At 65.5% G+C, this 26,975-nt stretch carries 13 protein-coding genes and 1 pseudogene; 3 read left to right on the top strand and 11 right to left on the bottom strand.

The genetic code is table 11. The features are described from left to right. Positions 1 to 26 precede the first annotated feature (26 nt). Both GAK28_RS03810 and GAK28_RS03805 read left to right on the top strand, forming a co-directional pair. Positions 27 to 986: a CorA family divalent cation transporter gene (locus GAK28_RS03810; protein ID WP_291775254.1), complete on the top strand. Its 960-nt coding sequence runs from the start codon at positions 27 to 29 to the stop codon at positions 984 to 986. A 254-nt stretch (positions 987 to 1,240) separates the two neighbouring features. Beyond that, positions 1,241 to 2,308 carry a GGDEF domain-containing protein gene (locus tag GAK28_RS03805; protein WP_291775252.1) on the top strand — a complete coding sequence of 356 codons (1,068 nt, stop codon included), beginning with the start codon at positions 1,241 to 1,243 and terminating at the stop codon, positions 2,306 to 2,308. Between the two features lie 58 nt (positions 2,309 to 2,366). Here the strand turns inward: GAK28_RS03805 and sodC are convergent, their stop codons facing one another. From sodC to GAK28_RS03785, 4 genes and pseudogenes are all read right to left on the bottom strand, one after another. Further along, positions 2,367 to 2,879 carry a superoxide dismutase [Cu-Zn] SodC gene (gene sodC, locus GAK28_RS03800; protein WP_291775512.1) on the bottom strand — a complete coding sequence of 171 codons (513 nt, stop codon included), beginning with the start codon at positions 2,877 to 2,879 and terminating at the stop codon, positions 2,367 to 2,369. 91 nt (positions 2,880 to 2,970) lie between these two features. Beyond that, positions 2,971 to 3,669, bottom strand: a complete 699-nt coding sequence (locus GAK28_RS03795; RefSeq protein WP_291775250.1) for a 16S rRNA pseudouridine(516) synthase — start codon at positions 3,667 to 3,669, stop codon at positions 2,971 to 2,973. Further along, positions 3,666 to 4,722, bottom strand: a pseudogene (locus GAK28_RS03790) (methyltransferase). Before GAK28_RS03790 ends, GAK28_RS03795 begins: the two are co-directional and overlap by 4 nt. A 98-nt stretch (positions 4,723 to 4,820) precedes the next feature. Then, positions 4,821 to 6,374 carry a YdiU family protein gene (locus tag GAK28_RS03785; RefSeq protein WP_291775248.1) on the bottom strand — a complete coding sequence of 518 codons (1,554 nt, stop codon included), beginning with the start codon at positions 6,372 to 6,374 and terminating at the stop codon, positions 4,821 to 4,823. A 134-nt stretch (positions 6,375 to 6,508) separates the two neighbouring features. Between GAK28_RS03785 and GAK28_RS03780 the strand changes: the two genes are divergently transcribed. Next, positions 6,509 to 7,210 (top strand): hypothetical protein, encoded by a 702-nt coding sequence (locus GAK28_RS03780; RefSeq protein ID WP_291775246.1) that lies wholly within the window; start codon positions 6,509 to 6,511, stop codon positions 7,208 to 7,210. Here the strand turns inward: GAK28_RS03780 and GAK28_RS03775 are convergent. The 7 genes from GAK28_RS03775 to GAK28_RS03745 form a co-directional block, all read right to left on the bottom strand. Continuing rightward, positions 7,120 to 8,796: a GGDEF domain-containing phosphodiesterase gene (locus GAK28_RS03775; RefSeq protein WP_291775244.1), complete on the bottom strand. Its 1,677-nt coding sequence runs from the start codon at positions 8,794 to 8,796 to the stop codon at positions 7,120 to 7,122. The two genes, GAK28_RS03780 and GAK28_RS03775, sit on opposite strands and share 91 nt — an antisense overlap. A 71-nt stretch (positions 8,797 to 8,867) precedes the next feature. Beyond that, entirely contained in the window at positions 8,868 to 11,141 is a 2,274-nt protein-coding gene (gene gspD, locus GAK28_RS03770) for a type II secretion system secretin GspD (RefSeq protein WP_291775242.1), read from the bottom strand. A 42-nt stretch (positions 11,142 to 11,183) separates the two neighbouring features. Next, positions 11,184 to 12,059 carry a type II secretion system protein GspK gene (locus GAK28_RS03765; protein ID WP_291775240.1) on the bottom strand — a complete coding sequence of 292 codons (876 nt, stop codon included), beginning with the start codon at positions 12,057 to 12,059 and terminating at the stop codon, positions 11,184 to 11,186. Continuing rightward, positions 12,056 to 12,712, bottom strand: a complete 657-nt coding sequence (locus GAK28_RS03760; protein ID WP_291775238.1) for a general secretion pathway protein GspJ — start codon at positions 12,710 to 12,712, stop codon at positions 12,056 to 12,058. Before GAK28_RS03760 ends, GAK28_RS03765 begins: the two co-directional genes overlap by 4 nt. Further along, the gene (locus GAK28_RS03755) at positions 12,709 to 13,143 is read right to left on the bottom strand and encodes a prepilin-type N-terminal cleavage/methylation domain-containing protein (protein WP_291775236.1); all 435 of its coding nucleotides are present in this window, start codon (positions 13,141 to 13,143) and stop codon (positions 12,709 to 12,711) included. Before GAK28_RS03755 ends, GAK28_RS03760 begins: the two co-directional genes overlap by 4 nt. 136 nt (positions 13,144 to 13,279) lie before the next feature. Beyond that, positions 13,280 to 14,650 carry a substrate-binding domain-containing protein gene (locus GAK28_RS03750; protein ID WP_291775234.1) on the bottom strand — a complete coding sequence of 457 codons (1,371 nt, stop codon included), beginning with the start codon at positions 14,648 to 14,650 and terminating at the stop codon, positions 13,280 to 13,282. 230 nt (positions 14,651 to 14,880) lie between these two features. Then, entirely contained in the window at positions 14,881 to 26,955 is a 12,075-nt protein-coding gene (locus GAK28_RS03745) for a filamentous haemagglutinin family protein (RefSeq protein WP_291775233.1), read from the bottom strand. Positions 26,956 to 26,975: the final 20 nt, after the last annotated feature.

Here is a 26,975-nt window from a genome sequence, read left to right as displayed (position 1 = left end):
AAAAGCCGGCGAGGACACCCCCACACGTGTTCATCATCCACGAACACGGCCACCCGACACCGGAGCGATGGTCGCCCGGCATGGACAAGCCGCACGCTCCCATCTGGATCGACCTGTACGACCCTACCGACGAAGAGCGCCATTGCGCCGCGGAGCTCACCGGCCTACGCGTCCCCGAGCGCAGCGATGTCGTGAACCTGGCGCTGTCCAGCCGCATCCGCACCGACGACGATGCGATGTACCTGTCCATCCCGTACTTCGCCGACGCCGTCGAAGGCCATGCGCCGGGCCCCGTGGGCCTGGTCGTCACGGGCCGCGTGCTGATGACGCTGCGCTTCGCCGACTCTCCCGCCTTCCGGCTCGCCAGCGACAGCTGCGCGGAGCATCGCTGGGAGTCCAGCGCCGATGTCCTGGCGACCCTGATCGAGGCGATCGTGAATTTCGCCGCGAAGCGGATGGAAGACGTATCGGCCGAACTGAAAAAACTCTCCGACCGCATCTTCACGCCGGACCGGCTGGGCACCCCGGTGCTGCGTGCCTGCATGCTGGAGGTGGGCCGGCTCGAAGGGCTCCAGGCGCGCAATCGTTCGTCGATGCTGGGCGTGCAGCGCATCGTGTCCTTCGTTCGCGCCAAGCAGCCGGAGTGGATGTCCGACGACGTGGAGGTGCGGCTGCGCGTGGTGGACCACGACCTGCGCACGCTCGACGAATTCGACGACCAGCTCACGAACAAGCTGCAATTCCTGCTCGACGCCGCCCTGGGCTTCATCAGCACCGACCAGAACCACGTGATGAAGGTGCTCACGGTCACCTCGGTGGCGACCATCCCGCCGGTCATCCTCGCAGGCATCTGGGGCATGAATTTCAAGGACATGCCCGAACTCGACCTGCCCTACGCCTATCCGGTGGCGCTGGGCATCATCCTCCTGAGCATGGTCCTGCCGGTGCTGTTCTTCAAATGGCGGGGCTGGTGGTCGGGGGATTGAACCCCTCTCGCATTACAGAAAGCCCCGCGACTTGTGAAGACCTGTAAACCTGAACTGGTTCACATTTTTTACAATCAGGCGCCATTTTGCCCTAAAGTTGGCGCTCCCGCGGCCGCTAGCTCGGGCAAGCCCGGCGAGCCGGGCGATCGATTGACGCGAACATGGGGCCGCACGGTGCGGCCCTGCTCGAGGGGAGTAAGGGTGAGTTCGGTGCCTGTCAGTAGCCAACGTCACGTCGCAGGGAAGGCACGTCCATGAGAGCCTCCTGGCATTCCCCGTCAGGCACCCTGCCCGACTCCCGCCTGCTCGCCTCCGTCGCGGAGTTCACCCATCACCGCGACATCGACGCGCTCGACCACAGCCTGGTGCTCTCCCTCGCCGAGCTGGTGAAGGTGCGCAGCGTCACGCTGTGCAAGCGCGGCGAAAGCGCCCAGTTTCCGGTCGATTCCCTCGTGCTGTGCTCCCGCGACGCCGAAGGCGCCTTCGTGGTGGAAGCCGTGGACCCGTCCCGTGAGGGCGATCCCATCGACACCATCGTCTGCGCGATGGAGATGCTGGAAGCCATCAGCGACGTCACGGCCGAAGGCGCGAACCGCCTGGTCATCCCGATCCTGCGCGAGCAGGCCGCCATCGGCGCGCTGATGCTCGAATCGGACGAATCGCTGGACAGCGTGCGCGGCCTGGTGGAGGGCTTCGCCCGGATCTACGGCAACTACATCGCCCTGCTCAACGAGAGCGAGCGCGACAAGCTCACCGGCCTGTACAACCGGCGCAGCTTCGACCGCCGCCTCCAGCGCATGCTCAAGCATCGTCGCCAGCGCGCCCGGGCCATGGCCGAGGGCAAGGAAGACCGCCGCCTGGTTCGCGAGGAAGGCGCGCATATCTTCCTCGCCATTCTCGATATCGACCATTTCAAGCGCATCAACGACACCTATGGCCATGTCTACGGCGACGAGGTCATCCTCATGCTGGCCCAGCAGATGCGGACCAATTTCCGCCAGGGCGACGTGTTGTTCCGCTTCGGCGGCGAGGAATTCGTGATGCTGCTGGCTGCGCACGACGAGCGCACGGCCTATACCGCGCTGGACCGTTTCCGCCAGTACATCGCCTCGCATGCCTTCCCGCAGGTAGGCCACGTCACGGTGAGCATCGGCTACGCGCGAATCACCGAGAACGATTACCCCGAAATCGTGCTGGATCGCGCCGACAAGGCGCTGTATTTCGCCAAGCAGAACGGGCGGGACGCGGTGCATGGGTATGAGACGCTGGCGCAGACGGGGGATTTGGCGCCGGTGACTTTGGGTAGTATCGACCTGTTCTGATACCCCGATCGCGTGCAAGCACGCTCCTACTGTAGGAGCGCGCTTGCGCGCGATGCTTTTATTTCACCACGCCGCAGGCGATGCGTGCTCCGCCGCCGCCGAGCGGCTCGGGCTGGTCGGAATAGTTGTCGCCGCCCGCGTGGATCATCAGGGCGTGGCCCTTCAGCGTCGCGAGGCTCTTCAGGCGCGGCGCGGTGACTGCCGTGGTGTCGGTGCCGTCGGCGCCGATCTCGATCTTTGGCAGGTCGCCCTCGTGCCCCATGGCGTCCGGGCCTTCGTGCTTGCCGGTGTGCTCGGGGTCGTAGTGGCCGCCCGCCGCCAGGGCGGCGCCCATCTTGCCGTCCTTCTCGCCGGGTGCGCAGCTCGGCTTCTCATGCAGGTGGAAGCCGTGCGTACCCTGCGGCAGGCCCTTGAGGTCCGGCGTGAACACCAGGCCCTGCGCGCTCTCGGTCACGGTGACCTTGCCCACCGAGGCACCCACGCCATTGGCGGTGACCAGGGTCATCGGAACCACCACGCTCTTCTCGGCAGCCTGCGCGGCCGCACACACGAACAAACCTGCCGCGACGATCGCGAAACTTCTTCATCGTGCCACTCCTCCGGGTCTAGGAAACCCCGGGATACTGCACCCGCCGTGGACAGCGCGTCCATACCGCACGTGCTTAGCCGAAAATACCGCGCACGTCGTCGGGCGACAGCGCCCGCCATTCGCCGGAGGGCAGGCCATCCAGCGATAGGCCACCCAGCGCCGTGCGCCGCAACGTCTCCACGTGGTTGCCTACGGCGGCGAACATGCGGCGAACCTGGTGGTAACGGCCCTCGGTGAGGGTCAGGCGCACCTGTCGCGGCCCGAGCACCTCGAGCGTCGCCGGCTCCAGGGGATCCGTCTCGCCGTCGAGCATCAGGGTACCGGCCGCGAAAAGGGCGCCTTCGTCGCCGCGCAGGTCCTGCGCGAGCGTCGCTTCGTAGACCTTCGCCACCGATGCGCGCGGTGAGATGATCCGGTGCAGCAGGCCGCCATCGTCGGTGAACAGCAACAGGCCCGACGTATCCCGATCGAGCCGGCCTACCGTGGACAGCACGGGATTGCGCAGGCCGAACCGCGGCGGCAGCAGGTCGTAGACCAGGCGCCCCACGTCCTTGCGCGAGCAGGTGTACCCCGTGGGCTTGTGCAGCATCACCACCAGGCCCTGCGGCGGATCGAGCGGCTCGCCGTCGAAGCGCACGTCGGCATGCTCCATCTTGTCGTCCGCGTAAAGCACCTCGCCCGAAGCGTCGGTGACCAGTCCTTCGCGGAACATCGCCGCGACCTGCTTGCGGCTGCCATAGCCGAGGTTCGCCAACAGGCGTAAGAGTTTCATTGGCGGGGCTCCTTTGCTTCGATGACCTTGAATCCATCGCGTTCCACAACCGTACGCACCGCGCCGAAATGCGCGGCAAGCGTGGCCTCGTAGGCCAGGTGGCGGTTGGCCACCATCCAGAACCGTCCGCGCGGCGACAGCGCACGGGCCGCGGAGAGAATGAATGCCCGCCCCAGGTCGGGCTCTCCCGCGTGCCCTTGGTGGAACGGCGGGTTGGACAACACCACGTCGTACGTGGCGGGGACGCCCTGGGTCACGTCATGCCAGTGCACCGCGGTCTCCACGGCGCGGCCGGAACGGGCGACGGCCTCAGCGAGGTTGGCTCGGGCTGGCACCAGCGCGCGCCTCGGCCTCGTACAGGTCGGCGGACACGATGCCCTCGCAACGCGCGATGGCCTCGCAGGCGAGATAACCGAAGCCCGCACCGAGATCGGCCAAGCGGCCGGACAGGTCGTTCGGCAATACCTCCGCGAGCAGCGCCGAGGCGATATCGATCCGATCCCAGGCGAACAGGCCGCGACGGCTGGTGAACCGGTCGTCAGCCACGCAAACCGGCGCGTCGAGCGCCAGCCACGCCTCCATCAGCGACGGATCGGCCACCGCGTCCGATCGCGTCCAAAACACCCGGCACTTGTGTTTGGACAGTGTCGTGACGCCACCTGCGAGCAGGGCCAGATCGGCCTCAGCGGTCTTGGCGCCCTCGGTATTGGGCACCGCCACGAGCACGATGCCGCCCGCGCCGCGCCGCGCCATGGCCTGCGCGAACAAGGCGCGCGTCTCCTCGCGCTGACGCGTCGGCAACACCATCACGATCGTGTAGCGCCCCTCCGGCGGCTCGGCCACTACCTCGAAACCGGACCGCGCCAGCGCGTTGGCGGCCGGCTTGAACGACTGCTGCATCATCCAGCCCGGACGCCGGTGCTCGCGCAGCGCGAAGCCGTCGCGCGCGCGAAGCAAGAGCAGGTCACCCTTGGGCGGCAGCGCGAGTTCGCCCGTGGAAAACGGGACGAACAGCGCCTCGAGGGCGGCATCGGAAGCAGAACCGGCAGACACGGCAGGACGGACTCGCGGGGATCGGGACCGACCATTCTAGCGACAGCGCGCCGTTTTCCCGAGGGCGAAAGGCACCCGATGCCTTTCGCCCTACCCGATCAGCTGCTGCACGAGAGCATCGAGCACCCTACCCGGTCGCGTGCCCACTCGGGACGGCGCCCGGCCAGGTGGTCGCGACCCGGTTGCTCGTCGTAGGGACGGCGCAGCGTGTCCAGCAGGTCATGGACACCGGCATCGTCGCCCCGCTCCGCCCAATCGATCGCCTCCTGGGCGAGGTAGTTGCGCAGTACGTAGCGCGGGTTCGAGGCATGCATCAGCGCGAGGCGCTCGCCCTCCGGCGAGCCTTCTTCCCTGACCCGTGCCGCATACCGACCCAGCCAGCCATCGAGAAGCTCCTGCGTCGCGACGCGGCGGGCCTCCTCGTAGAACGCCGCCCCCACCGTGCCCGCATGCGGCGCGTCGATGTCGAGCAGGGCCAGGTCGCGGAAGAAGATCGTCATGTCCATGCCGCCGGCGGCCAGGACGCCGCGCAGGTCGGCCACCAGCGCCTCATCGCCCGGTCGCGTGTCGAGCAGGCCCAGCTTCCCGAGGGCGAACGCCGCGTCGGTGGCTTCGAAGACCTCCACGTAGCGATCCAGTCCGGCCTGCAAGGCCTCCACGCCGTCGAACAGGGGCGCCAGCGCCTGGGCCAGCCGTTGCAAGTTCCACCAGGCCACGTTCGGCTGCTGGCCGAAACGGTAGCGACGCTGGCGACGATCGGTGGTGTTCGGCGTCCAGTCCGGATCGAAATCGTCGACCCAGCCATAGGGACCGTAGTCGATGGTGAGGCCCAGGATGGACATGTTGTCCGTGTTCATCACGCCATGGACAAAGCCCACGCGCATCCAGTGCGCCATCAGCGTGGCGGTGCGTTCGCAGACCTCGCGGAAAAACGCCGCGAGACGCTCGGCGGCCGGCAACGACTGGATCGCAGGAAAGTGCGTGGCGATGGTGAAATCCACCAGGCGACGCAGCAGGTCGAGGTCGTTGCGCGACGACGGCAGCTCGAACGAGCCGAAGCGGATGAAGCTGGGCGCCACGCGGCAAACGATCGCCCCGGGCTCCGGCGCGGGGTGGCCGTCGTAGAGCACATCGCGCACCACCTCGTCGCCCGTGGCCACTAGTGATAGCGCCCGGGTGGTCGGAACGCCCAGATGATGCATGGCCTCGCTGCACAGGAACTCGCGAATGGACGAGCGCAATACCGCGCGGCCATCGGCCCCACGCGAGTACGGCGTGCGCCCTGCCCCTTTTAGTTGCAGCTCCTGGCGACCCTGGGTCGCCGTCAGCACCTCGCCCAGGCCGATGGCCCGCCCGTCACCGAGCTGGCCGGCCCACTGGCCGAACTGGTGGCCGCCATAGGCCATGGCGTAGCCCGTCATGCTGGGCAGCGCACGGTTGCCGGCGAAAACCTCCGCGAAGCCCGGCGCGGCAGGGTCCAGGCCCAGCATCGCAGCGACCTCCGGGGAGGCTGCCACGAGCCGCGGCGCGGCCACCGGCGTGGGCCGCACGAGCGAATAGGCGGCGCCGGCCACCTGCCTGGGCTCGTTCCCGCCGGAAGGGTCGCCAGGCAGCTCGCGGACGAAGGCGTTGTCGAAATGGAGGTCGGTCATCGGGATCGATCGTGGAACGTTCAGGGAAATATCCGGGCGCCGGGGCGACATGCAAGCCCTGCCGACCTCACTGCCCTCACGTCGCCCCCGAAGTCGTGCACACTAGCGCCCCCGAATCCCTGTCGTCGCGTCCCATGCGCCCGTACCGTCCGCTCGTCGCCCTGATCGCCGCCGCCCTGGCCACGACCGCCGGTGCCCAGCCCGTGGCGGCCATCCAGCGCAGCGACAAGACCTTGGTTGAGCTGATCAACGGCACCATGGCCACGTTGCCCAATGCGATGGACATGCTCTCGCGCAAGCTCCCCGGCGGCCTGCATGCCACCCCGGATGCGCCGCCGCTGATCGTCCGCAGCGAACCCTTCATCACCCGCGACGGCTATCGCGTGAGCGCCTTCGAAGCCCGCGGCTTCGACGAGGGCGGCGACGTGGCGATGGTCCGCTTCACCTCCATCCAGCTCGAACAGCGGCCCTGCTTCTCGCGTGCCGACTTGCCGGCGACCTTTCACGCGACCGGCTCCGATACGCACCTGCCGGCCGCACCGTCGATGTTGCCCAACCGCTACCTGATGATGCAGATGCCGTGGGGGCGACTGTCGTTCGGCACCTCCCAGGAAAGCGGCGACTGCGTGATCGCCATCGTCGGCGACGCCACGGGCGATACACCAGGGCCGCGCATGCCCCTGCCGATGCCGCAACCGACCACCGTCCCCGGCATGCCCGACCTGCGCCACACCTGGCCCATGCCCTATGTGGCCGAGTCCACCGACGGGCAAGGCGTGAACGACGACCTCATGCGCTCGATCCGATCTTCCGGGACGGCAGCGGAGAAAAGGTAGCCCTGGAGTTCGTCGCAGCCCGCGTCCTGCAGAAAACGGCACTGCTCCTCGGTCTCCACCCCTTCGGCCACCACCGTCAGTCCCAGCGCCGCACCCAGGTGTGACACCGCGCGGACGATGGCGGCGGAGTCCTCCGCCAGCGGAGCCATCTGCACGAAGGACCGGTCGATCTTCACCTTGTCCACGTCCAGGTCCTTCAGCAGGGTCAGGCTGGAATAGCCCGTACCGAAGTCGTCGAGCGAAATGCGCACGCCCGCCTTCCGCAACTGCCTCAGCAGGCGTACCGCCGCGCCGTCCGCATGGACGATGGCGGTCTCGGTGATCTCCAGTTCGAGCCGGGCCGCGGGCAGACCCGTTTGCGCGAGGATCGCCAGCACCCTGTCCGCGAACCGATCGTCGCGCAGTTGGACCGCGCTGACATTCACCGCCACGAACAGCTCCGGCAGCCCCACGACGCGAGCGCAGGCGGTGCGCAGCATCCATTCGCCCAGCCGGCCGATCAGGCCGGTTTCCTCGGCGACGGCGACGAACTGCATCGGCGATACCACGCCAAGCGTGGGATGCCGCCAGCGGGCCAAGGCTTCGACGCCGACTACGTGGCCGGACGCGGCATCCACCAGGGGCTGGTAGTGACAGGCAAGCCCTTCCCCGGTAGACAGCGCCTCGTCTAGCGCCACTTCCATTTTGCGGCGATGCGCGACGGCTGCGTCGAGTTCATCGGTATAGACGACATAGCGATTGCGACGCTTCTTCGCTTCGTAAAGCGCGGCGTCGGCCTTGCGCGCCATTTCGCCTGCCGCGACAGCGTCGCGATCCAGTCGAACGATACCGACGGACGTACCCACCAGCGCCTTCGCGGACAATACGTCGAACGGCATGCTCGCCAGATCCAGCACGCGCGAGGCAAGCGCATCAATATCGAGCGTGCCGTCGTCTTCGACCAGCATCGCGAATTCGTCACCGCCGATGCGGGCGACGATGTCTTCCGCGCGCACCGCGCCACGCAGTCGCGTACCGAACTGCAGCAGCAGTTCATCGCCGGCCTGATGTCCGTAAGTATCGTTCACGCGCTTGAACCCATCGAGGTCCAGGTAGAACAGCGCCGCCTCGCCCTGGCCGGCGGCCGCCCTTGCCACCGCGGCATCCAGGCGCGAAAACAGCGACGTCCTGTTCGCCAGCGCGGTCAACGCGTCGTGATAGGCGAGCCAACGCACATGCGCTTCGGATTCACGCAGTTCGGTGATGTCGGTGACCGACGCCAACACATGGGGCTGCCCGTCGAGTTCGATGCAGGTCTTGCGGGTGATCAGCGTACGGACCCGCCCCTGGGGGTCGGTGACCGCTTCTTCGCTTTCCACCACCTCGGCACCGGCGAGCACCGCCTCGTCGCCCCGCGCGAAACGCGCGGCCTGCTCGGGAGGAAACAGGGCTTCGTCGTCCTTGCCCAGCACATCGCCGGGCGACACACCGAAATACTCGCAGCCCATGCGATTGACGAACACCCAGCGGTGCGACGCGTCGCGCACGAACATCGCCGTGGGCATCAGCTCCAACACCCTGGACCAGCTGGCCAGATCGTGGATCACGCATCCTCCCGCACCCTTAAGACCACCCCAATCTGCGGCGGCTCCCGTGATGCCGGTGTATGCGACGTCGTTCAGCCCTCGGGGCGGTAAGGACGCAGCGATTCGAACTTCTGCTGGTACTCGTCCGTGATCCGCTTGGCATCGCTGCCGTCACTGATCACGCGGGGCGTGATCAGCACGATCAGCTCGGTGCGGGTCCGGTCGCGGCTGGTTGTACCGAACAATCTGCCGAAAATGGGTATGCGATTGAGGCCGGGGATACCGGTATTGGAAAGGCTGTCGTTCTGCTTGATGAGGCCGCCCAGCAGCACGGTCTGGCCGCTCTGCACGGCCACCTGGGTGGCCACTTCGCGCTGCTGGATGGGGAAGTTGCCCGTGGTGGCGTCCTTGTCACCCGGCGAACTGACCACCTGATTGACGTTCATGTAGACCAGGCCACCCGGATTCACGCGCGGGCGCACATTGAGGATCACGCCCGTGTCCTTGTACTCCACCTGGCCATAGGTGTTGCCCGCATTGGCGTTGGTGTTGACGAAGGTCTGGGTGATGGGAATCTGGTCGCCGACCTGGATATGCGCCTTCTGGTTGTTCAACACCACGAGAGATGGCGCGGACAGGACCTTCGTGTTGCCATTCTTTTCCATCGCGCGAATGGCGACGGAGATATCCTTGTTGACGAACGAATAGAAGAAGCTGTCGGTCTTCGGGTTGTAGACATTGCCGCCGTTGCCCAGCGCCCACTGCTGCTGGTTACCCGGCTGACCGACGGACCCGTTGGTGCCACCGACCAGGCCTTCGAGATACCACTGCACACCGAACTGGAAGCTGCCGGTCAGTGCGACCTCGAGGATGCGTGTTTCGATCTGCACCTGCAACGGCACGGTATCGAGGCGCTTGATGGCCTGCTCGATCTCGTTCCACTGCGACGGACGACAACGCACCATGACCTGGTTGCTGCCGTCCACGGACGCGATGCGCACGCCGTCTTCCGTGGTGCTGGACGAATGGCGCGCCGAGCTGCCGCCGGCGCCCGAGCCGGATGCCGAACCACTGTCACCCAGCGCGCTCGTTACCAGTCCGCCGGACGCGCCACCGCTGGCACCATTCGAACCTGCGGAGGCCGACGCACCGCTCGACGACGACGACGGTGAAGGGGTATTGCCGAACGCGCCGGTGGTGCTGCCCAGCCCCGAGCCACCTCGATTGCCCAGATCGCTGTTGCCACCGCCCAGCGTGCCCGAGCTGAGGCCTGGCCCCACGCGACCGCCACGATCGCCAGAACGACCGCCACTCGCGCTGCCATAGATGTCCGACAGGTAATCGGCGAGGTCGGCCGCCTGCACGTTGCGCACGTCGTACACGTAGAGCTGCGGCTCGTTGCCGCCACCACTGTCGATGCGGTCGATCCAGCCCTTCACTTCTTCCAGATACGCCGACTGCGGACTGATGACCACCAGCGAGTTGGTACGCTCGATCGGGATGAAGCGCAGCAGGCCCGCCATGGGCGTGTTGCCCTTCTCGCCGAACAGCTTGTCGAGCGTCGGCGTGAGCTCTTTGACCTGCGCGCGCTGCATGCTGAAGACGCCGACGGACATGCCCTTGAGCCAGTCCACGTCGAAGGTCTTCACCGTGCGCCCGTAGTTTTCCAGCTCGCTCGTGGTGCCCGCCATCACGAGCACGTTGCGCGTAGGATCGGCGAGCAGGATCGAATCGGCCCGGGCAAAGGGCTTGATGAGTTTCTGCATCTCGGCGGCCGAGATGTAGTGCAGCGGATACAGCCGTGCCTGGAGACCTCCGACCGGTGCCGTCGCGCCAATGCTGGGCACCACGTTACCCGGCACGGCATCCTTGGTCGGCATCACCACGTAGCGACCGTTGGTACGCACCAGCGCATTGCCTGTCCACGACAACAAGGTCTCGAGGATGGGCAGCGCGTCACCCGCGGTGACCGGTTGCGAGGTGGAGAACGAGACGTTGCCCTGCACGCCCGGCACGATCGAGTAGTTCTCGTGCAGCAAGTCGCCAAGGATCGCCTTCACGACCGCTTCGACCGGTTGGTTTTCGAAATTGAAAGTGACGGTGCCCTCGCCTTGCGCGACGGGTCGCGGCTTGGCCAGGCCCACCAGCTTCACGAACTGGCCCGTGCCGCGCTCTATCGACGGTGAAGGCAGGCGAGAGGTGGTCGGATTGGCGTTGTCGATCGTCGTCGGCACCGGCGCGGCTTTCTCCGTGCCCGCCATCGCCTCTCGCTGCAATGCACCATCATCGCTGGGTTGCGGCAGCGAAGCGCATCCGGAAAGGCCGACAAGTAGCGCCGTGGCGCCGATTTTCGTAAATCGGGTCATTCAGGAAACCTTTGCGGCAATGGGAGGCCCTGCCGTCCGTGTTCAGGTATCGCCCGAAGGTGATACCTCGCGCCAGCGGACAACGCGATAAGCCCGAGGATCGCCGGGTTCGCTCTTCAGGATCAAGGTCACATCGAGGGTAAAGCCGGGGCCCTTATCCCCTTTTACAACGGAAACGATGTTCACCACCCCACTGGCGCCCACCGAAGCACTCCCCGGCATCGTACCCGGCATCGGGGGAAGGTTGGAACTTCCGGCTTGCAGCTCATGCACCTTGGCGACATACGCCTGCGCGGCGACGGCGTCCGCCCCCGTCACCGCGGAGACGACGAGCGGCGACGCGTGCGCGAGATTGGGATTCTCACCGGACCACAGCGTCAGGGCCGGCGAAATGCGATCGACGATATCGGCGCGCAGCCCCGGCACGCGATACAGTTCCTCCAGGCTGGCGAAACCACCCTTCGCCAGCAGCATGGAGGCATCCATGTGGCCGCGCTTGCCCCATCCCACGATCGCGGCGCTCGCACCCGGGATGCCGCTGGCCTCCACGCCCGACGCCGCGAGCAAGCGACCGATCACCTCGGGCGATGCCGTATTGAGATTGATTTTACCGTCCTCGTCGCGAATCGATACCTCGACATCGGAATCTCCTATTTTCAGGCGGTACGGTCTGCCGTCCGCCAACCAGCGTTGCGCGTCCTCGCTGGCGTTCAGGCGAAAGACCGCCTGCTCGATCCCCGCCTGTGCTGCATAGAACGCCTGCATCCTCAGCGACTGCCCACGGGCCTGCGTACTTTCGACACGCGCGTTGGTCGCGAGCGCACCCAGCGTGATCGCAGCCAGGGTGCATCCCCACAGCACGATCAACAGCGCGACTCCGCGCTGTCGAACGGACGGTCGCTCGACGGCGCGCATCATGCCCCCTTCGCCGTCTGTAACCGCGCCAACGCTTCGCGGGCATTCGTCGCCGCCGGATCCATGCGCAGAGGCACCGTCAGTGTCGGCCAGTGAACGCCACCGGCGATCACCAGCTCCACGCCGACCATCGTCGGAAGACGATTCGGAAAGGGCCACGTCGATTGCCAGGCGACGGGATTGCCTTCGTTGTCCAGGCCGCTATAGACGAAATGCCCGGAGACCACGTGATCGATGAGGACTTCCGGCTCCGAAGGCACGATTTGCGCCGCATTGCGCGCAGCGAGCGGTGCGAACGCCACCTCGACACGCTTGTCGCCCTCCTCGCCCACGATGGCGAGCCGTTGCAACTGAAGGCCGCTGCGGGCCAGATAACCGGGTCCGGACGCCACGAAGGACACCTCGTCGGCGGCTCCCTTCAGTACCACCGGACGTCGTTCCTGCAAGGCCCAGGGATACGCCATCGCCTCGGACAAGGCACGCCGCATGTACATCTGCGCCGCACGCACCTGGTCCAGCCGTTCGGTCGACGCCATGCCCGCACGGGTCGAACGAGCCATCGTCTGCAACGACGCGGTAACGCCCAGCAGAAGCAGCGCGAGCAGCGCCAGCGCGCCCAGCGTCTCCATCAGGCTGAAACCCGCCGCGCGTTTCATGAATCGCCCCGCGCGTAGAAGGGCAACTCCTGCGCGCGCGGACGCTCCGATACGGTGCGCAACGTCTCGAAGTGGGAGGAAAGGGTCTTGCCGCCTTCGTTCCACTCGACCGTGAGTTCGACGCGATAGAGATGAATCGGCACCTTCGTACGCAAGGCCAACGATTCCGGCGGCGTGCTTACCTTCATCGTCCAGCGATAGGTGTCGTCGAAGCGACCGTTACGCGTGCCCTCTTCCGGAAATTCCGCGACGAAGGTCCTGTCGAGGAGACCGCTCGCCCAGAGCGATGCCTGCGTGTACTCGGAAGCCCGGGAGTTGAGCGCCACCGACGCACCCGTGGCCCGCATCAGCGCACCGAAGCACAGCGCCAGGAGGAACATCGCCGCCAGTGTTTCGAGCAGGCTGAAACCGTCGTTCCGTATGCGTCGCATCATCCCCTCCTGGTCGCGGTGAGCATAGTCACGTGTTGGTTTCGGAGCGATGACGACATACGCCACGAACACATAAAAAAGGAGGGGTCCGAAGACCCCTCCCTGCGTTCTTCCATGAATCCTGATCGGAGTTCGATCAGATATTGACGCAGGCGTTGATCGCGGACTGAGCGATGGCCGGAACCGGCTTCACGAAAGCGAAGCCCGTGCCCTGACCGATCGAGGTGACGCCAGCCGAAGGAGCGTAGGCCGAGCCGATGAGGCCCTGGACGGCGGCGGCGTCGGTGCCGTTGCCCTTGTTGTTGGCGATCAGGTACGAGACGGCGACGATCGGGTAACGCGTGGTGCTGTTGGCATAGTTCGCCGGATCGACGATCTTCATGCAACCGGTCTGACCGAGCGGGGTCAGCGCGCCAAGGGTCGGACGACCCGTGGTGGCGTCGACGCCGGTGATGGCGCGGTCGTTGGAAGTGGCGACGTTGATCGAGTTGGCGGTCGTGTTGCCACCCGTGTTCGGGCTCGTACCGACGGGCACGCCGCCAGCGACCGGGAAGTCGGAGTACGGGTCGAAGCCGTTGACCTTGCTGGCCTTCACGTTCGGGTTGAGCGAAGCGGCGGCCTTGAGGTTCGCCGACTCGGCGTAGCCGATGGCACCGTCGTTGCTGTTCACGGCCGTGACGACAGCCGGGTTACCGCTGGCACCGATCGAGCCCGACAGGGCCGGGAACTTGCTGATGACCGTGCTGAAGGCCTGGTCAACGACGAAGTGCTGGCTGGCCGTGCCGGAGCAGACGGTGGCGAGGTGGTTGGCGAGCGAGAACGTCGTGCCGCTGCCGTCCGAACGGAAGGCGACCTTGATGGGCTTGGACGGGAAACCGAACGCCGACCAGTTGGTGGTCGTGCCGTTGAACACGCTGCAGATCTGCGCGTCGGTCAGGTTCAGCTGGGTGGTGACGTCGCCGTTGTTGTAGATGATGGCGATCGAACCGGCGACGGCCGGGAACTGGGTCGGCTCACCATAGGTGGCGGTCTTGCCACCGGTGTTGAACCAGCTGTATTCCGTCGTCGACATCGGGGCATCGCTACCCGCGAAGTGCGGGTTGACGAGCACGCCGGCCGGGGCATTGAAACCAGCGGTGGTACCGTCGCAGGCGCCCACGGCGGTCAGGTGGTTGGTGCCGTCGGAGTTGTCGAAGATCTTCTTGCCGTTGCCGCTACCGGTCTGGCAGTAGGAGACCTTGTTGCTGCTGGCAGCAGCCCACGCGCCGAACAGCGAGCCGCCCGAAACCGTCGCCGCGCCCGTGGCGTTGACGGACGTGTTGGCGGACTGCTTCTGGCCGCCGCTGAGGAAATCGAAACCAACGTAAGCGCCGGCGGGCAGCGTAGCGCCACCGCCGAACGTGTCCGTGCTCATCGCCGAGCCGGCGGCCGTGAGGCCGAGGGTGAGAAGTACCGCTCCCGCGACGAGCTTCGTGCGGGTGTTCCCCATAGCGTTACGCTTGAACATGGTATTACCCCTAATCGATGGACCTCCTTCTGGAGGCCGCACGATTATTCGATAGCCAGTTGTCCTGCGAATGACGCAGGCATGTCGCGCAACATGCCAGGACGATGACAGGTTTAACGCGCGGTTCTCGTCACTCGACATGACATGCGAGATGACAGTGACAGAAAAAAAGACGCGAGGGTGACGACGATCGTCACCCTCGCGCGAACAAACGATAGCTATCGATTGTTTCAGCGCAACCGCGAGCGCTCCGCGTCGGTCAAGCCATCGCCATAGCCCGCGCGCCGCACGACTTGTACGGCACTATCGCTGTCGTACGCGCCGGCCGCCTTCGACGGGCTCACGCTTGCCCCGCTGTTTCCCCCGATCACCTGCACCGAAATGATCGACGGTATGCGGTCGCGGCTATCGGACTGTTGTTGGCGAACCACATCCTCGGCGGCTTTGCTGGCGGCGTTCGCCGCAGCGCTGGCCGCGTTCAATGCGCCCACGTTCACGCTTTGCACGACGGGCAGTCCGACCGACTCCCCCTTCACCTGCACATTATCGGCATTGGCGACACGCGCCGCAGCGACGACGAGATTTCCCGAAACACGAATTCCCGCATCGCCCGCATCGACCGTACCACGCGGAGCCATGAGGTAGACCGAGCCTTCCGGAGCCCCCGGCACGGTCTGCAGCGTGGCGATACCCGCACCGGCGACCTGACCGGAAGGGTCTTGCGCGCACCACGCATCGACCGTGCAGAGATAGCGCACCGGCGGAATTTCGCTGTTCGTCTTCGCGCCCTTGCCCGCGTTGATATCTCCGTTGGAACTCCACATCACGATGTCGCCGCCCTGTTCCGTGAAAATACGGCTTTGCGCCAGAAGCGTGCTGCGGTCCGTAACGAAGGTGATGTCGCCCTCCTGCAGGGTAAGCACGCCTTGCGTGTTCGGGCCGGCCAGCACCACGCCAGCAGACGACACGATGATTGGCGGAGCCGAGACGCTACCAAGAAGCGCCTGTCCACCCGGCGCGATGATGGAAATGTCACCGCCACGCTGGGTCTGGATGGTGCTGCCACGGATATCCAGGTCACCGGTATGGACGGTGGTGCCGGCGCCATTGAGCCCGCCTTCCAGGCCGTTTGCCGTGTAGCCCAGCGATGCGGGGAACAATGCATTGATGGCCGCGAAGCCTCGGGCGTATTTGCCGGCGAACGGGCTGCCGGCATCGTTGTAGTCCTTGCCTACTTGGGCCAGTACTCGGGACAGCGTCTTCTGGATGAAGATGTTCCGGGCTTCCTCGGGCAGCTGCTGGAAGCGCGTCCAGGCCTGTTCGGTCGTATAGACGGGCGTCGATGCGTTCGCTACAAGACCGGTGTCGACCTGCAGGCCGGCGTCGTATGACTGCACGAAATCAACCAGCGATTTCGCTCCGTCGTCCAGGCCCGGCGGCTTCGATGTCGATGGGTCGATATACGCGCTGACAAAGGCCTTGCTGTCCATGCCCGGCGCGATGCCGTATGCGATCGAGATCGACGCGCCCGTCGGGGACAGGTAGGGATTGTAGAGATTGCCGATCGTGTCGATACCCGTCATGAATGCGCTGCTGCCCGGCTGGGCTGCGACCATGTATTGTGTCTGCACGTACGGCAATAACGCGTAGTACTCCGACTGGGACGCCAGCCGCCCGATATCGCGGCCCGCGGTCACATAGAAGTAGCCGGGACCACCCTGGAGCAGGCTCGGGAAGACCGCCCGCGGAGACAACTGGGTGGCCGCCGTCGTCGTCAACGGCGTATCGTAGATATCGCGCCCGGCCTCGATCGACGATATGTCGGCGCCGCGCAGCTGCTGCCCTACATAGGCGAGATCGACGATATCCCGGCCCGCCTTGATCTTCGTCGCCTTTGACGTAACCAGGTAGACGCCTCCCACGCCGCCACCGGTGCCATTGACGATATCGCCCGTCTGCGCGTAGATCCGCACCGGCTGGGTATCGTCGGCGTGCCACGGCGTCGACGCGTGGACGAAGTTCGACGTGCCGACTGTCGGGAAATTCCCGATGTCGAGGTAACCGTACTGGCGAAGATGATTGATGATCGTCGCGCTCTGGTCGGTCAGCGGCGGAAGATTGAGCGGGGAAACCATCGAAGACAACGGCGCGTCGATCAAGCCCCAACCATAACGCCAGCCCAGCCCGATCGCCGGCATGTCGAAGGTGATCGAGTCCTTGGCCAGCAGACTCAGGTTGCCATTGGACGACAGAAAAAGTTCGCCCGATCCTTCGAGGTCGATACTGCCCGACACCGCCGCGAAGTTCACCGTGGCGGGGAGTATGTCTCCCGCGGTATCGCTACCGGCGTCCTGGATACTACGTATACCTGGTGCGAACAACTGCACTGGTGCGGCCAGGTCGCCGTATACAATGTTTCCACCCAGCGCCGTCACGTCGATGCGGGACGACTGCGAATACGACTGGCCATCCGCGTGACCTGCAGGAATCAGCGCGTTCACGGCGGACGAATCCAGCCACGATGGATTGAAGATGCCGCCCAGGCTCACGCTGCCGCCTGCCTGCACGTCCAGGCGACTATCCTGCATGCCCAGCAGGGTGGACACGGGACCGGTTGCCTGGCTCCTATCCGGCATGCGATAGGTGGTCGAGAAATCCGAGCCGATGTTGCCACCCGCACGGATCGTGCCCTGACCACGAGACACGAAGTAGCTTCCGCTGAGGATGTCGCCTCCGGCCTTCACGTCGAGATCGCCCCCGCCGTAGGTCGTCAAGGATCGCGTACCGTCGGCTGCCGTATTGATCGACCAGGTCGTCGGCAGCGACACCGACAGCTGACGGATATCGCCGCCTGCCGACACCGCCACATTACCGCCGGCACTCATCACACCTTGATCGAACGCGCCGAAGTTGATCGACGAACGCGCTTCCGTATTCGTCGTCTGCAACCACTGCCACCAATACTGGGCCAGCGGCGTGCCCACCGTGCCCGTCAACGTGCCGTCGACGTCAGTGATGTCCTGTTTTCCGAGAATGTCGCGACCCGCGCTCAGGCCGACATGGCCCGCGTTGATCGGATTCACCGCGCCGGACAGGACCAGCTCGGGCGTCGCTTGCCGATCGAGCAAACCGGCCTGTGATGGCTGCAGGATCGATGCGCCGGTGCCGACTTGCGTCCCCGGTGCCGGTTCGCCTGCCGTATACACCGCCGCCGGCGCCTTTTCGTCATCCCAGGTCAGGTCGCCGGAGGCCACGATATCGATATCGCCGGTGCCTGTGCGCACCACCGTGGGGGCCGCGAGCACGCGACCGCCGACCGTATCGTTGAATTCCGTATGACCGGCCAGATGGAGATTGGCCACCGTGACGGCGGACGTCGCGAGGGGATCGGAGGACGACAGATCCGCGCCGGCGACAAACCGATAGGAGCTGCTCGAGCCACCGGTCAGGCCGGCGCTGAGGAAAGGTAGCGGATTGGAGGACAACGCAAGCGGCGACGGGCTGTTGTCGACCGGCGCACTGGTGTCGATCGGAGTCGTCGTCGCCAGTGGCGCGTAGAGCTTCTGGAAGCCTTCCGGCACGGACAGCGAGTCCGCGAATCCCGACTTGGTCGCGGAGTCCTTCAGGTACGCCGGATACACCGCCATGTACGCAAGATAGGACGTCAACGTCGTCGGTGGCGCGGGCGGCGGTGGTGCATTCGGCACCGGAACAGTCATCTGATAACCAAGCCCGTACAGGATGATCTGGGCGGCTTGGTAACCAGCCAGGTCCGGGATCGGCGCGGCAAGATACTTCGCATAAGCGACGTACTGGCCGTAATAGTCGAACAGCTGGGTGGGGTCGCTCGTCAACTGCGTCGGCTGCTCAAAGAGATCCGGGTATTGTTCGACGCCCAGGCCCAGGTCGAACAACGCCTGCCATGCGGCGACCGCGGCGTCGTAGCTGGCGGGCGGCGGTGGCGTTCCCGCGCTGCCTCCCGCGTTGCCATCCTGGAAGAAGCCGTCGCTAATGCTGGCTCTCACGTTCAGGTCTCCGCTGGCGAGCAGCGAAAGCACGGGAGCCTGTCCCTTGTAACGATAGTCGAGCTGCAGCGAGCCGTCCGCGTTCCGTGTACCCGCCCCCAGGTTCCACGGCGTCATGACACTGATCGCGCCCTTGTCGACATTCGGGTCGCCATTGCGCAGTTCGATACCGGGACGGACCGCCAGGCCTGCGACACCGGCCAGGCGCGACTCGAAGGTGAAGCCGGGCGACTGCACGAAGCCCATCAGCGCGCCCGGACCTTGCGACGAATCGCCGTTCAGGAATCCGTAGAAGCTTTGATGATCGGTGTTGGCGTTATCCGGCGTGAAGGTGTAACGAGCGAGGAAATCCGTGACCTTGGCCATGTCGGTCGGATCCGGACCGGCGACCGCGTTGCCATTGCTGTCGGTGAACGTGCCCGCGACCAGCACCGGGCGACCGGTGGCGTCGTCCATGCGGAACCAGCCCGCCGGATCCACCAGGCCATCGAAGTGCTTCGACGGATCGGTCTTCGCATCCTGCGTATCCCAGATGGCGTACACCTCGAGCGTACGGTTCCTGGTATGCGCCATCGACGCGGACGAAGCGATATCGACCGGCGTATCGCCATTGGCGAGCAATGGCGCGCGCAGATAGAGGTTGCCGTTCGCCGTGTCGCCGCCCTGCTCGATGCGGGCGCCCTGCCCGATGCGGATATGCCCGGCGTTGTCGGCGGTCACTTCCTCATAGCCGTACTGGCTATTCAGCGTGCCATTGCCCGTTCCGGACGTCGCCAGCGTGATGTCGGCGCCGTAACGGCCCTTGGCGGACGCGCTGGTATCGAACGTGCCGTCGATGTCCACGCCATGCGCACCACTCAGGGCGATCGTGCCGCCAAACGTGCCCGACGCGTCGACGGTACCGCCGACGTTCACGGCGCCGCCATCGGCCGTCAACGTGACCAGGTGCGCCCGCAAGGTGTGGCCCGCGTCGACCGCAAGGTCGCCCTGCCGCGTATGCACCTTGACGCGACCGTCCACGCTGCCGGACGCGAGCTTGTCGGTCAGCGAACCGAGGTCCACCGCACCAAGGGAATCGAGGGAGAACAAGGAGCCGAAGTACCCGGTCGCGACGGATCCGGCGATGTTGCCCGCCACGTCGACACGACCCGCATCCGCGCGCAGGTCGAGACTGCCGCCATTGCCACCCGCGACATCGCCACGGATGTCGATGACCGCCGTCGGCGCGATGCGGATATTGCCCTGCTCCGCCCGCAGGGAAACGGAGCCTCCCGACACATGCACAGAGGTATCGTTGAAGGCCTGCGACAGTCCGGACACGTCGAGCGTCGCGCCATCTTCGATGACGATACCGCCCGTGGTCGCATCCAGATTGACCGTGCCTCCCTTCGCCAGCAGGTTGCTACCCAGGTCGATGGAGGCACCCTTGATTCCGAGCTGCCCTGCGCTGGCCGTCGTCGATATGCCTGCTCCCGTTCCGGTCGCGGCGATAAGGATGGCGCCCGTACCCTGCCAGTGCGCGTTGGCACCGTGATCCACCACGACGACCGGTGTCGTCGCGTTGAGCGCAGCAGCGCCCAGGTCCAGCGTGCCGACGCCGGACGCGTACATCCCCGCGGACGCCCGCAGGTTGACGGTGTCGAGACCGCCCAGCGAGAGATTGCCGTTACCCGTATGCCACTCACGGACGTCGATCCCGAGCGACCCGTGACCCGCCTGGACCGGCGCGGAGGTGTTACCGGTATCGTTGGACAGGGTGAGAATGTCGGCCTTCAGTGTCGTCTTTCCGCCGTCGCTCACGATCTGCGGCGCACTGAGCGTGAGCGCATGGGCGACACCAAGGTTCACGTCGCCGAGCAGGTCGATGCCCGAACGGCCGCGCAGCACGGTCGCATCGAGCCCGGCCAATTGGGCCAGGATGCGAGGGCCGACGAGCAGCCGCCCCGACGCATCCGCGGCCGAGGCGTCGACGCCGGAGAGCGCGATGCGATTGGCCGTCACGTCGATCGCCGAGGCCTTCAGGTGCGCATCGTCGGCCAGCGTCGTGGCACCCGTCGCATCCATGCTGATGGAGCCCGTGGAGCCGATCGAGGCACCGGAACCGATGGAGAGGGAACCGCCTGCCAGGCCGGCCACACCGTCGAGGCCGGTGATGTTGGCGCGCAAGACGCGCCCCACGTCACCACCCGACACCCGCAACAGCGAGCCATCGCCGACCACGGCGCTCCCCGTCTTGTCGGCCACGCGGCCGATGAGAAGCGGCGTCGTCGAACCGCTCGTCGCCCCGTTGGCGAGCAGTGAACTGCCCGCATCGAGCGTCACCCCGCCCTGGCCGTTCGCCACGAGGATGACTTCCGAACCTTGCAAGGGATGCGCCGCGTCATTGGACAACAGGACGTTATCGGCGAGCACGTCTACCCGGTCGCCGCCGCTCTCGCGCGAGCGCTTGCCGCCGATCAGCAGGCTGCCCGCGCCAAGCCGGGACAGGCCGTCCGCGTCCACGTGCAGGTAACCGTCACGCGCCTGGCCGCTTCCGCCCAGGATCTGGATGGCGTCACCGGCGATATCCACCTGCGATCCGCGACCGCCCGTACCCGGTTGCGCATTGAGTGTCGCGCCGAGGGTCAGCGCCGCCGAGGCGGCTAGCGTCAGGCGACCCGCATCCGCGCCGAGCTGCGGCACCACCGAGCCCGAGCGGGCAGCGGCGTCCGTGAAGAACGTGTCCGCGGACGTGATGCTGTATTCCGAGTACTGCCCCCAGACCTTCGCGGACTGTACGAGGAAGTTGCTCGCCTGTGCATCGTGGGCACCGGTCAGCGTGTCAGCGAAGTAACCGGACGCCACCACCGTGCCGTCGGGCATCGTCGTGCTTCGTCCCAGCACCGCGTTGCTCGACGACGTATCCTGGACGACGCGATAGGCACCGGGCAGCGTCGCATAACGTGCGGGAAGCAGGGTATACACGCCATCCGGCAGACCAGGCACGCCGGACAGGTAGACGCCCTGGCCCACCGCCGGCCCGGCGCCGGCGCCCTTTTCCAGCGCCGCGTCATGCGCCGCCAACGGCGCGTCGTAACCCGGGACGATGGCATAGATAGCCCGACCATCCGCATAAAGCGGCACTTGCTGGCCCTGCGTCGAATTCGCATAGCTGAGGTTGTACTGCGAAAGCACGTCGCGCGAGCCACCGGTTCCCGGCACCCACTCCACGGCCTGCACATGGCCACCGCCGCTCAGGTCCACGTTTGCGCCGGCGTCGACGGCCACGGTTCCGCCCGCGATGGACAGCGTCTTCTCGGGCGGGGCGGTCACGATCCGACCGGGTAGCACATTGCTGGCATCGTAACGCCAGTCCTTGCCATCGACCGTGGTGCCATAGGGCACGATCGCGTTGTCCAGCGATACCGAGGTCACACTGCCCGGCGCCAGATGCACGGCACTCGTGATACCCAACGGCATCGACGATGCCAGTCCGAGCGCAGCCAGTGTCGCCGCGGGATTGTCGGTACCCAGCGCCAGGGCACCCGACGGCACCCACACCGTACCGCGTTGCTCGATAGTGTCGGCGCCGACCGCGAGAACACCGCCCGCGGACAACGGTGTCGACGTGTCGCGAACCGCCGCCTGATGGAAGCTGACCGTCGTCTTGCGGACAGGATTCGTGGCATCGATGAGAAAGCGATAGTCGGTCGCCGGATAGACACGCGAACCGGTGAAGTCGAGGTCTCCCGTGGTGTAGAGCCATCCCGTCGCTGGACCACTCGCACTGTATGCCGAGTTCGCGGGCAAGGAGAAACGAATGTCTCCCGTCGAAGTGAACGCCGTGTCGGCCATGCCGGCCAGGGAAAGACGCCCCCCAATATCGATGAAATCCGCATTCACCGAAAGCGAGCCGCTACCACTCGCCGTCAGGATCGAGTCGGCGATACGGGGGTTGCTGAAGGACACGTAGGGGGCCGAGATCGTCACCCTTCCGCCGCCGACGCCTGTCGCGCCATTCGAAGGCAGCGCGCGGGCATCGGGCGCGACGGCGGCTACCGCGGCTGCGCTGACCTGTACGCTACGTCCGGTGGCGAGATTCACGTCGCCGGCAAAGGCCATATTGGTGGTCGGAACGGACGGGTCGTCATCGCTAAAGGTCTTGCCGATCAGGACATCGTCCAGTCCCGCGTCCTGGAGCCGATCGACGGCGAATCGCAGGTTGCCCGTCAGGCCTTGGCCTGGCTCGACGGAAGCCAGCGGATCGACCGGCTGGGCCAACCAGCCGCTTTGCTGGATGAACAGCGTCGTCACGGTCCCGGCGGTGCCCTTGGCGGGGAAACGCGTCGCGACACTGAAGCGCCCACCCCGGGCGGAGGGGCCACCGCCGTGACCATCGATCGTGCCATCGAACTGGAGCGTCTTGGCGGCTTGCAGGCTAAGGCTGCCGCCATCGCTCCACACCGGCGTATCGACGAAAGGCGTCGACGAGAGGCCCGCCTGGCGCCCCTCGGCCGCCAGGTCGAAATGATCCGACGCGCCCGAAAAGAGAACCGTCGCGCCACGCTCGGCGACGAGACTGGCATCGGACTGGAGTTCAACGGTGCCGCCCCCCAGAAGCACACCATCGCGCCGGATCGTCGTTCCCGTACCGGGAAGCGCGCCCGCCGAAGGGTCCAATAGTGTCGTGCCCCGAGCATCGAGGATGCTGTTGGATCCCAGCCAGATTTGCCGACCCACGGGGTCCGTATTGATCGCGACGCCGATATCGTGCAACAGGATGCTGCCGCCACGCGCCGTCAACGCACCGCCGACGACGATGCGACCTGCGCTATTGAGTGCGATGGTCTCGCCCGCCCCGACATCGATCGAAGCGCCGTCGCCCACGATCACCGAGCCGGTCAAGGCGTCGTAGGAAGGCGTCTGCGTTCCGGCATTCCATCCCTGATACAGACCGGCCTGCATCGAAATGCCATCGCCCTGACGAAGATGGCGGTACCGGTCGTAGGCGGCCACGCTGCCAGCATGAATCATCGCGGCGCCGGAATCGCCGAACAGCGACGTGCGGCTACCCAGCGTCAGCAACGCGGTACGGTCGCCCACCATGTAGGACGGCCGGACCTGCAGTTGCACCCCAGGGGCCGTCACGACATTTGTATCTGCGATCAGGTTGTAACGGGAAAAGCCCTGACCGACGAAGAAATCGGGCGTGAGATAGAGGGCGGCTACGCTGTCATCGTCGATGGCTTCGCCACCGATCTGGATATACGGCGCATGCAAGGTCAACGTGCCGCCACCGGAGAACCCATCCGCCAGCAATGTGCCGTCGAGCGTGATCTTTCCACCCGCCAGGTCATTGGGGCGGGTCACATTCGTGAATGTATTGAGGCCGCCATCCGTATGGCTCTGGATCGTGACATCGCCGCCCCGTCCGAGCGGCAGGTTGCCATCCATCGCCAGCCTGCCATCGGTGCCGACATAACCACCGCCGCTCACGTCGACGACACTGCCCTTGAGCACACTGATATCCGGCGTGAGATCGCCGGCCGTGGACCGGCCACCCTTCCAGGCCGACAGCGTCACCGAGCCGCCGTTGATGAACGCTCGACCTTGAGCGGCATCCGCCGCTCGACCCGAATCGTTGACCCAAAGACCGCTGGCATCCAGGCGGCCGTGTTCGCCGATCACCAGGGAAGTGGCGACATTGGTGGGCAAATTATCGGATTGGCCACGCACGCCAAGGGTGATGCTGCCGCCGTGGGTGACGATGTCGCCCTGGACGTCGATGCTCGTACCGGCGATATCGACCGAGCCGCCGTCGGCGAGACGCAGGGTGGCACCGTCCTTGATCAACACGGTACCCGGTGTACTCAGCTTCAGGCGACGAAAGCCCGCATTGTCGATCATTGCCGTCGACAAGGTATGCCAGTACAGAGGGTTGCTCGGATCGGAAGGATCGCCACCGCGGGCCGGGAACGTGCTGTTCTCGTCGAAATCCGGCGCATAGGTCTGCAACGGCACGGGATCGTTTTGTATGACGTAGTTGACCGACCCGGCCAGGCTGACGTTGACCGATTCGCCTAACGAGGCCAGGTCGCGGGACCGGATATCCAGGATGCCGGCCAACGGTAGCGAACCGCTACGCACCTGCTCGCGGCCCGCGTATGCATGTGCCGTAATGTCGCCATCGATAACGTAGCGGTACGCCTGGCCATTGTCCGTGCTCTTGCCAAACGAAAGCGTTCCCGCATTACCCCCGTTGATAAAACCGGGATCCCATCTCCCCATGTTTGCCAACAACGGACTCGTGACGTATGTTTCGGTAACCCCCCACCGTGCGTGATCGTTGCTGTATACGCCAGCAAAGCCCGTATAGGATACCTGCGGGTCGGCGGAAGCCAGGTTGTAGATCAAGCCATTGGCGCCCTGAAGCCTGGGCGTCTGGATGTACCCGGGTAGATAGTTGATAAACCCGCCGTCCAGACGAATCTGCGCCCCCGAACGAATCACCGCGCTGTCCTGAAACGCGATGTTGCCCGAATTGATCATTAACTGATCAACGGTCCGCGGTATGTTCGAGACGTAACCGGCGGCATTGAGAACAGGGCTACCCACCCAACTCAGCCCATCCGTGCGCGTTCCGGATTGCGAACTGTCTACGGCTACGTTCTTCTGCGTAAAAAGAAAGCTGTTTCTAAGTAGCGGAGAGTCGGCCAGTTCGTTCTGGCCAATACGGGGAATCGTGACCAACAAGGACGATACCGGAAGAGTGACATTGGCAAGGCCGGAGACGTCTACTGTCGCCCCCGTATCGACATAGGTCGAGAAACCGAACGTCACATTGCCGGAGGGCACTTCGATAAGCGATCCTTTGCGAAGTACCGCATTCAAGCCGACATCGACCCGGCTGGTGACGAAGGCGGCATTCGCGGCGGCTGACGACGTCGTTGTCTCGCCATCCTTCTCCGGGAGCACGGTGGTCACCGACGACGTATCGAACACCAGTTTATTGTCGCCGCTATGCAACGGATCGAAAGCGATCCGCCCCGGATGACTGAGACTTGTGGACGCGACGAGAACGCCGCCTTGCGTCATGTGGTCGCCAAAAAGGTGAATACCGCCGCGCCTCGCTTGCACCAGGCCGGTATTGGTGACGTTCCAACCGGGTCCGTTCGTCGACTGATTGAAGCTTGACGCCTGAATGTCGGAGACGCCCCCGTTACCCATGATGAGTCCAGGTGTCGCTGCGATCGCCACCTGGCCGTCATCCGCGACGATGGAACCGGCGTTCGAAACGTCCTGTGCCGCCACGATGACGAAACCGTCCTTCGTCGCGTTGATCGAAGCACCCTTCTGAATCGTGACCGCACCGCGTGCATCCCCGGCTACGCCTGTCAGCAATCCGCTGACAAGGAAGCCCCTGATACTCGCACCCGCACCGTTGCCGAGGATGTTCTCCGAGTCCGTGTTGGTACCGATACCGTACTTCAGGAAGAACGCATTGCTCTTCTTCACGTCGGTGCTGAACAGGTCCAGCGAGCTGGCGGTCAGCGAATGCGTGTCGACCTGCGCGCCGCCGCCGAAGATCATGCCGTTGCGGTTGAGCAGGTAGACCGTGCCTTCGGCCTTGATCTGGCCGAGGATCTGGCTGGGCTTGCCCGAGGGGTCGTTGATCCGGTTCAGCGCGATCCACTGGTTACCGCCGCCGGTCTGGTTGCCGCCGGTCTGGTCGAAGTGCACCGTGGTCTGGTTGCCGACGTTGAACGACTCCCAGGTCATGATCGCCTTGCCGGCGGTCTGCTTGATCTCGACGTTGGTACGGCCGTTGGCGACGGTCTGCGTCGGCTGGTTGGCGTTCTGCCACAGCGACGGATCGGTACCGACGTTGCGATCGACCTTGAGGCCGCCGTCACCGATGCCATTGGGCACGTTGGATATCAGCTGCTGCGCGGCGGACTGCGCCCCCTTTTGCGCCGCCATCTGCGCGGCCACCGCCTGGGCGGCCGCGTCGAGGTTCGCGATCGACTGCTGCACACGCTGCTGCAACATCACGTTACCCGGTGTGAAGACATTGCCTCCCGCGTTGCCCGCACCCTGCCCCGGCGGCGGTGCCTGCGTGGCCGCGTTGGCCTGCTTGTTCGCGAACCATGCCGGGCTGAACGCTGGCGGCGTGGCCGCGTGAGCGACACCACCGAACAGCGCGAGCGCGATGAACTGGCACATGGTGCGTCGGCGCAACGTGGGGCGTGCGACGGCGATCGCCGGGCGGCGGGATTCGGGAGACTGGGTACGTACGATCATGACTGACCTCGGGATACGGA

The organism is Luteibacter sp. (assembly GCF_009912395.1).
Taxonomy (GTDB): domain Bacteria; phylum Pseudomonadota; class Gammaproteobacteria; order Xanthomonadales; family Rhodanobacteraceae; genus Luteibacter.
The sequence above is the reverse complement of the archived record's forward strand: the minus strand, read 5'-3'. Positions and strand labels throughout refer to the sequence as shown.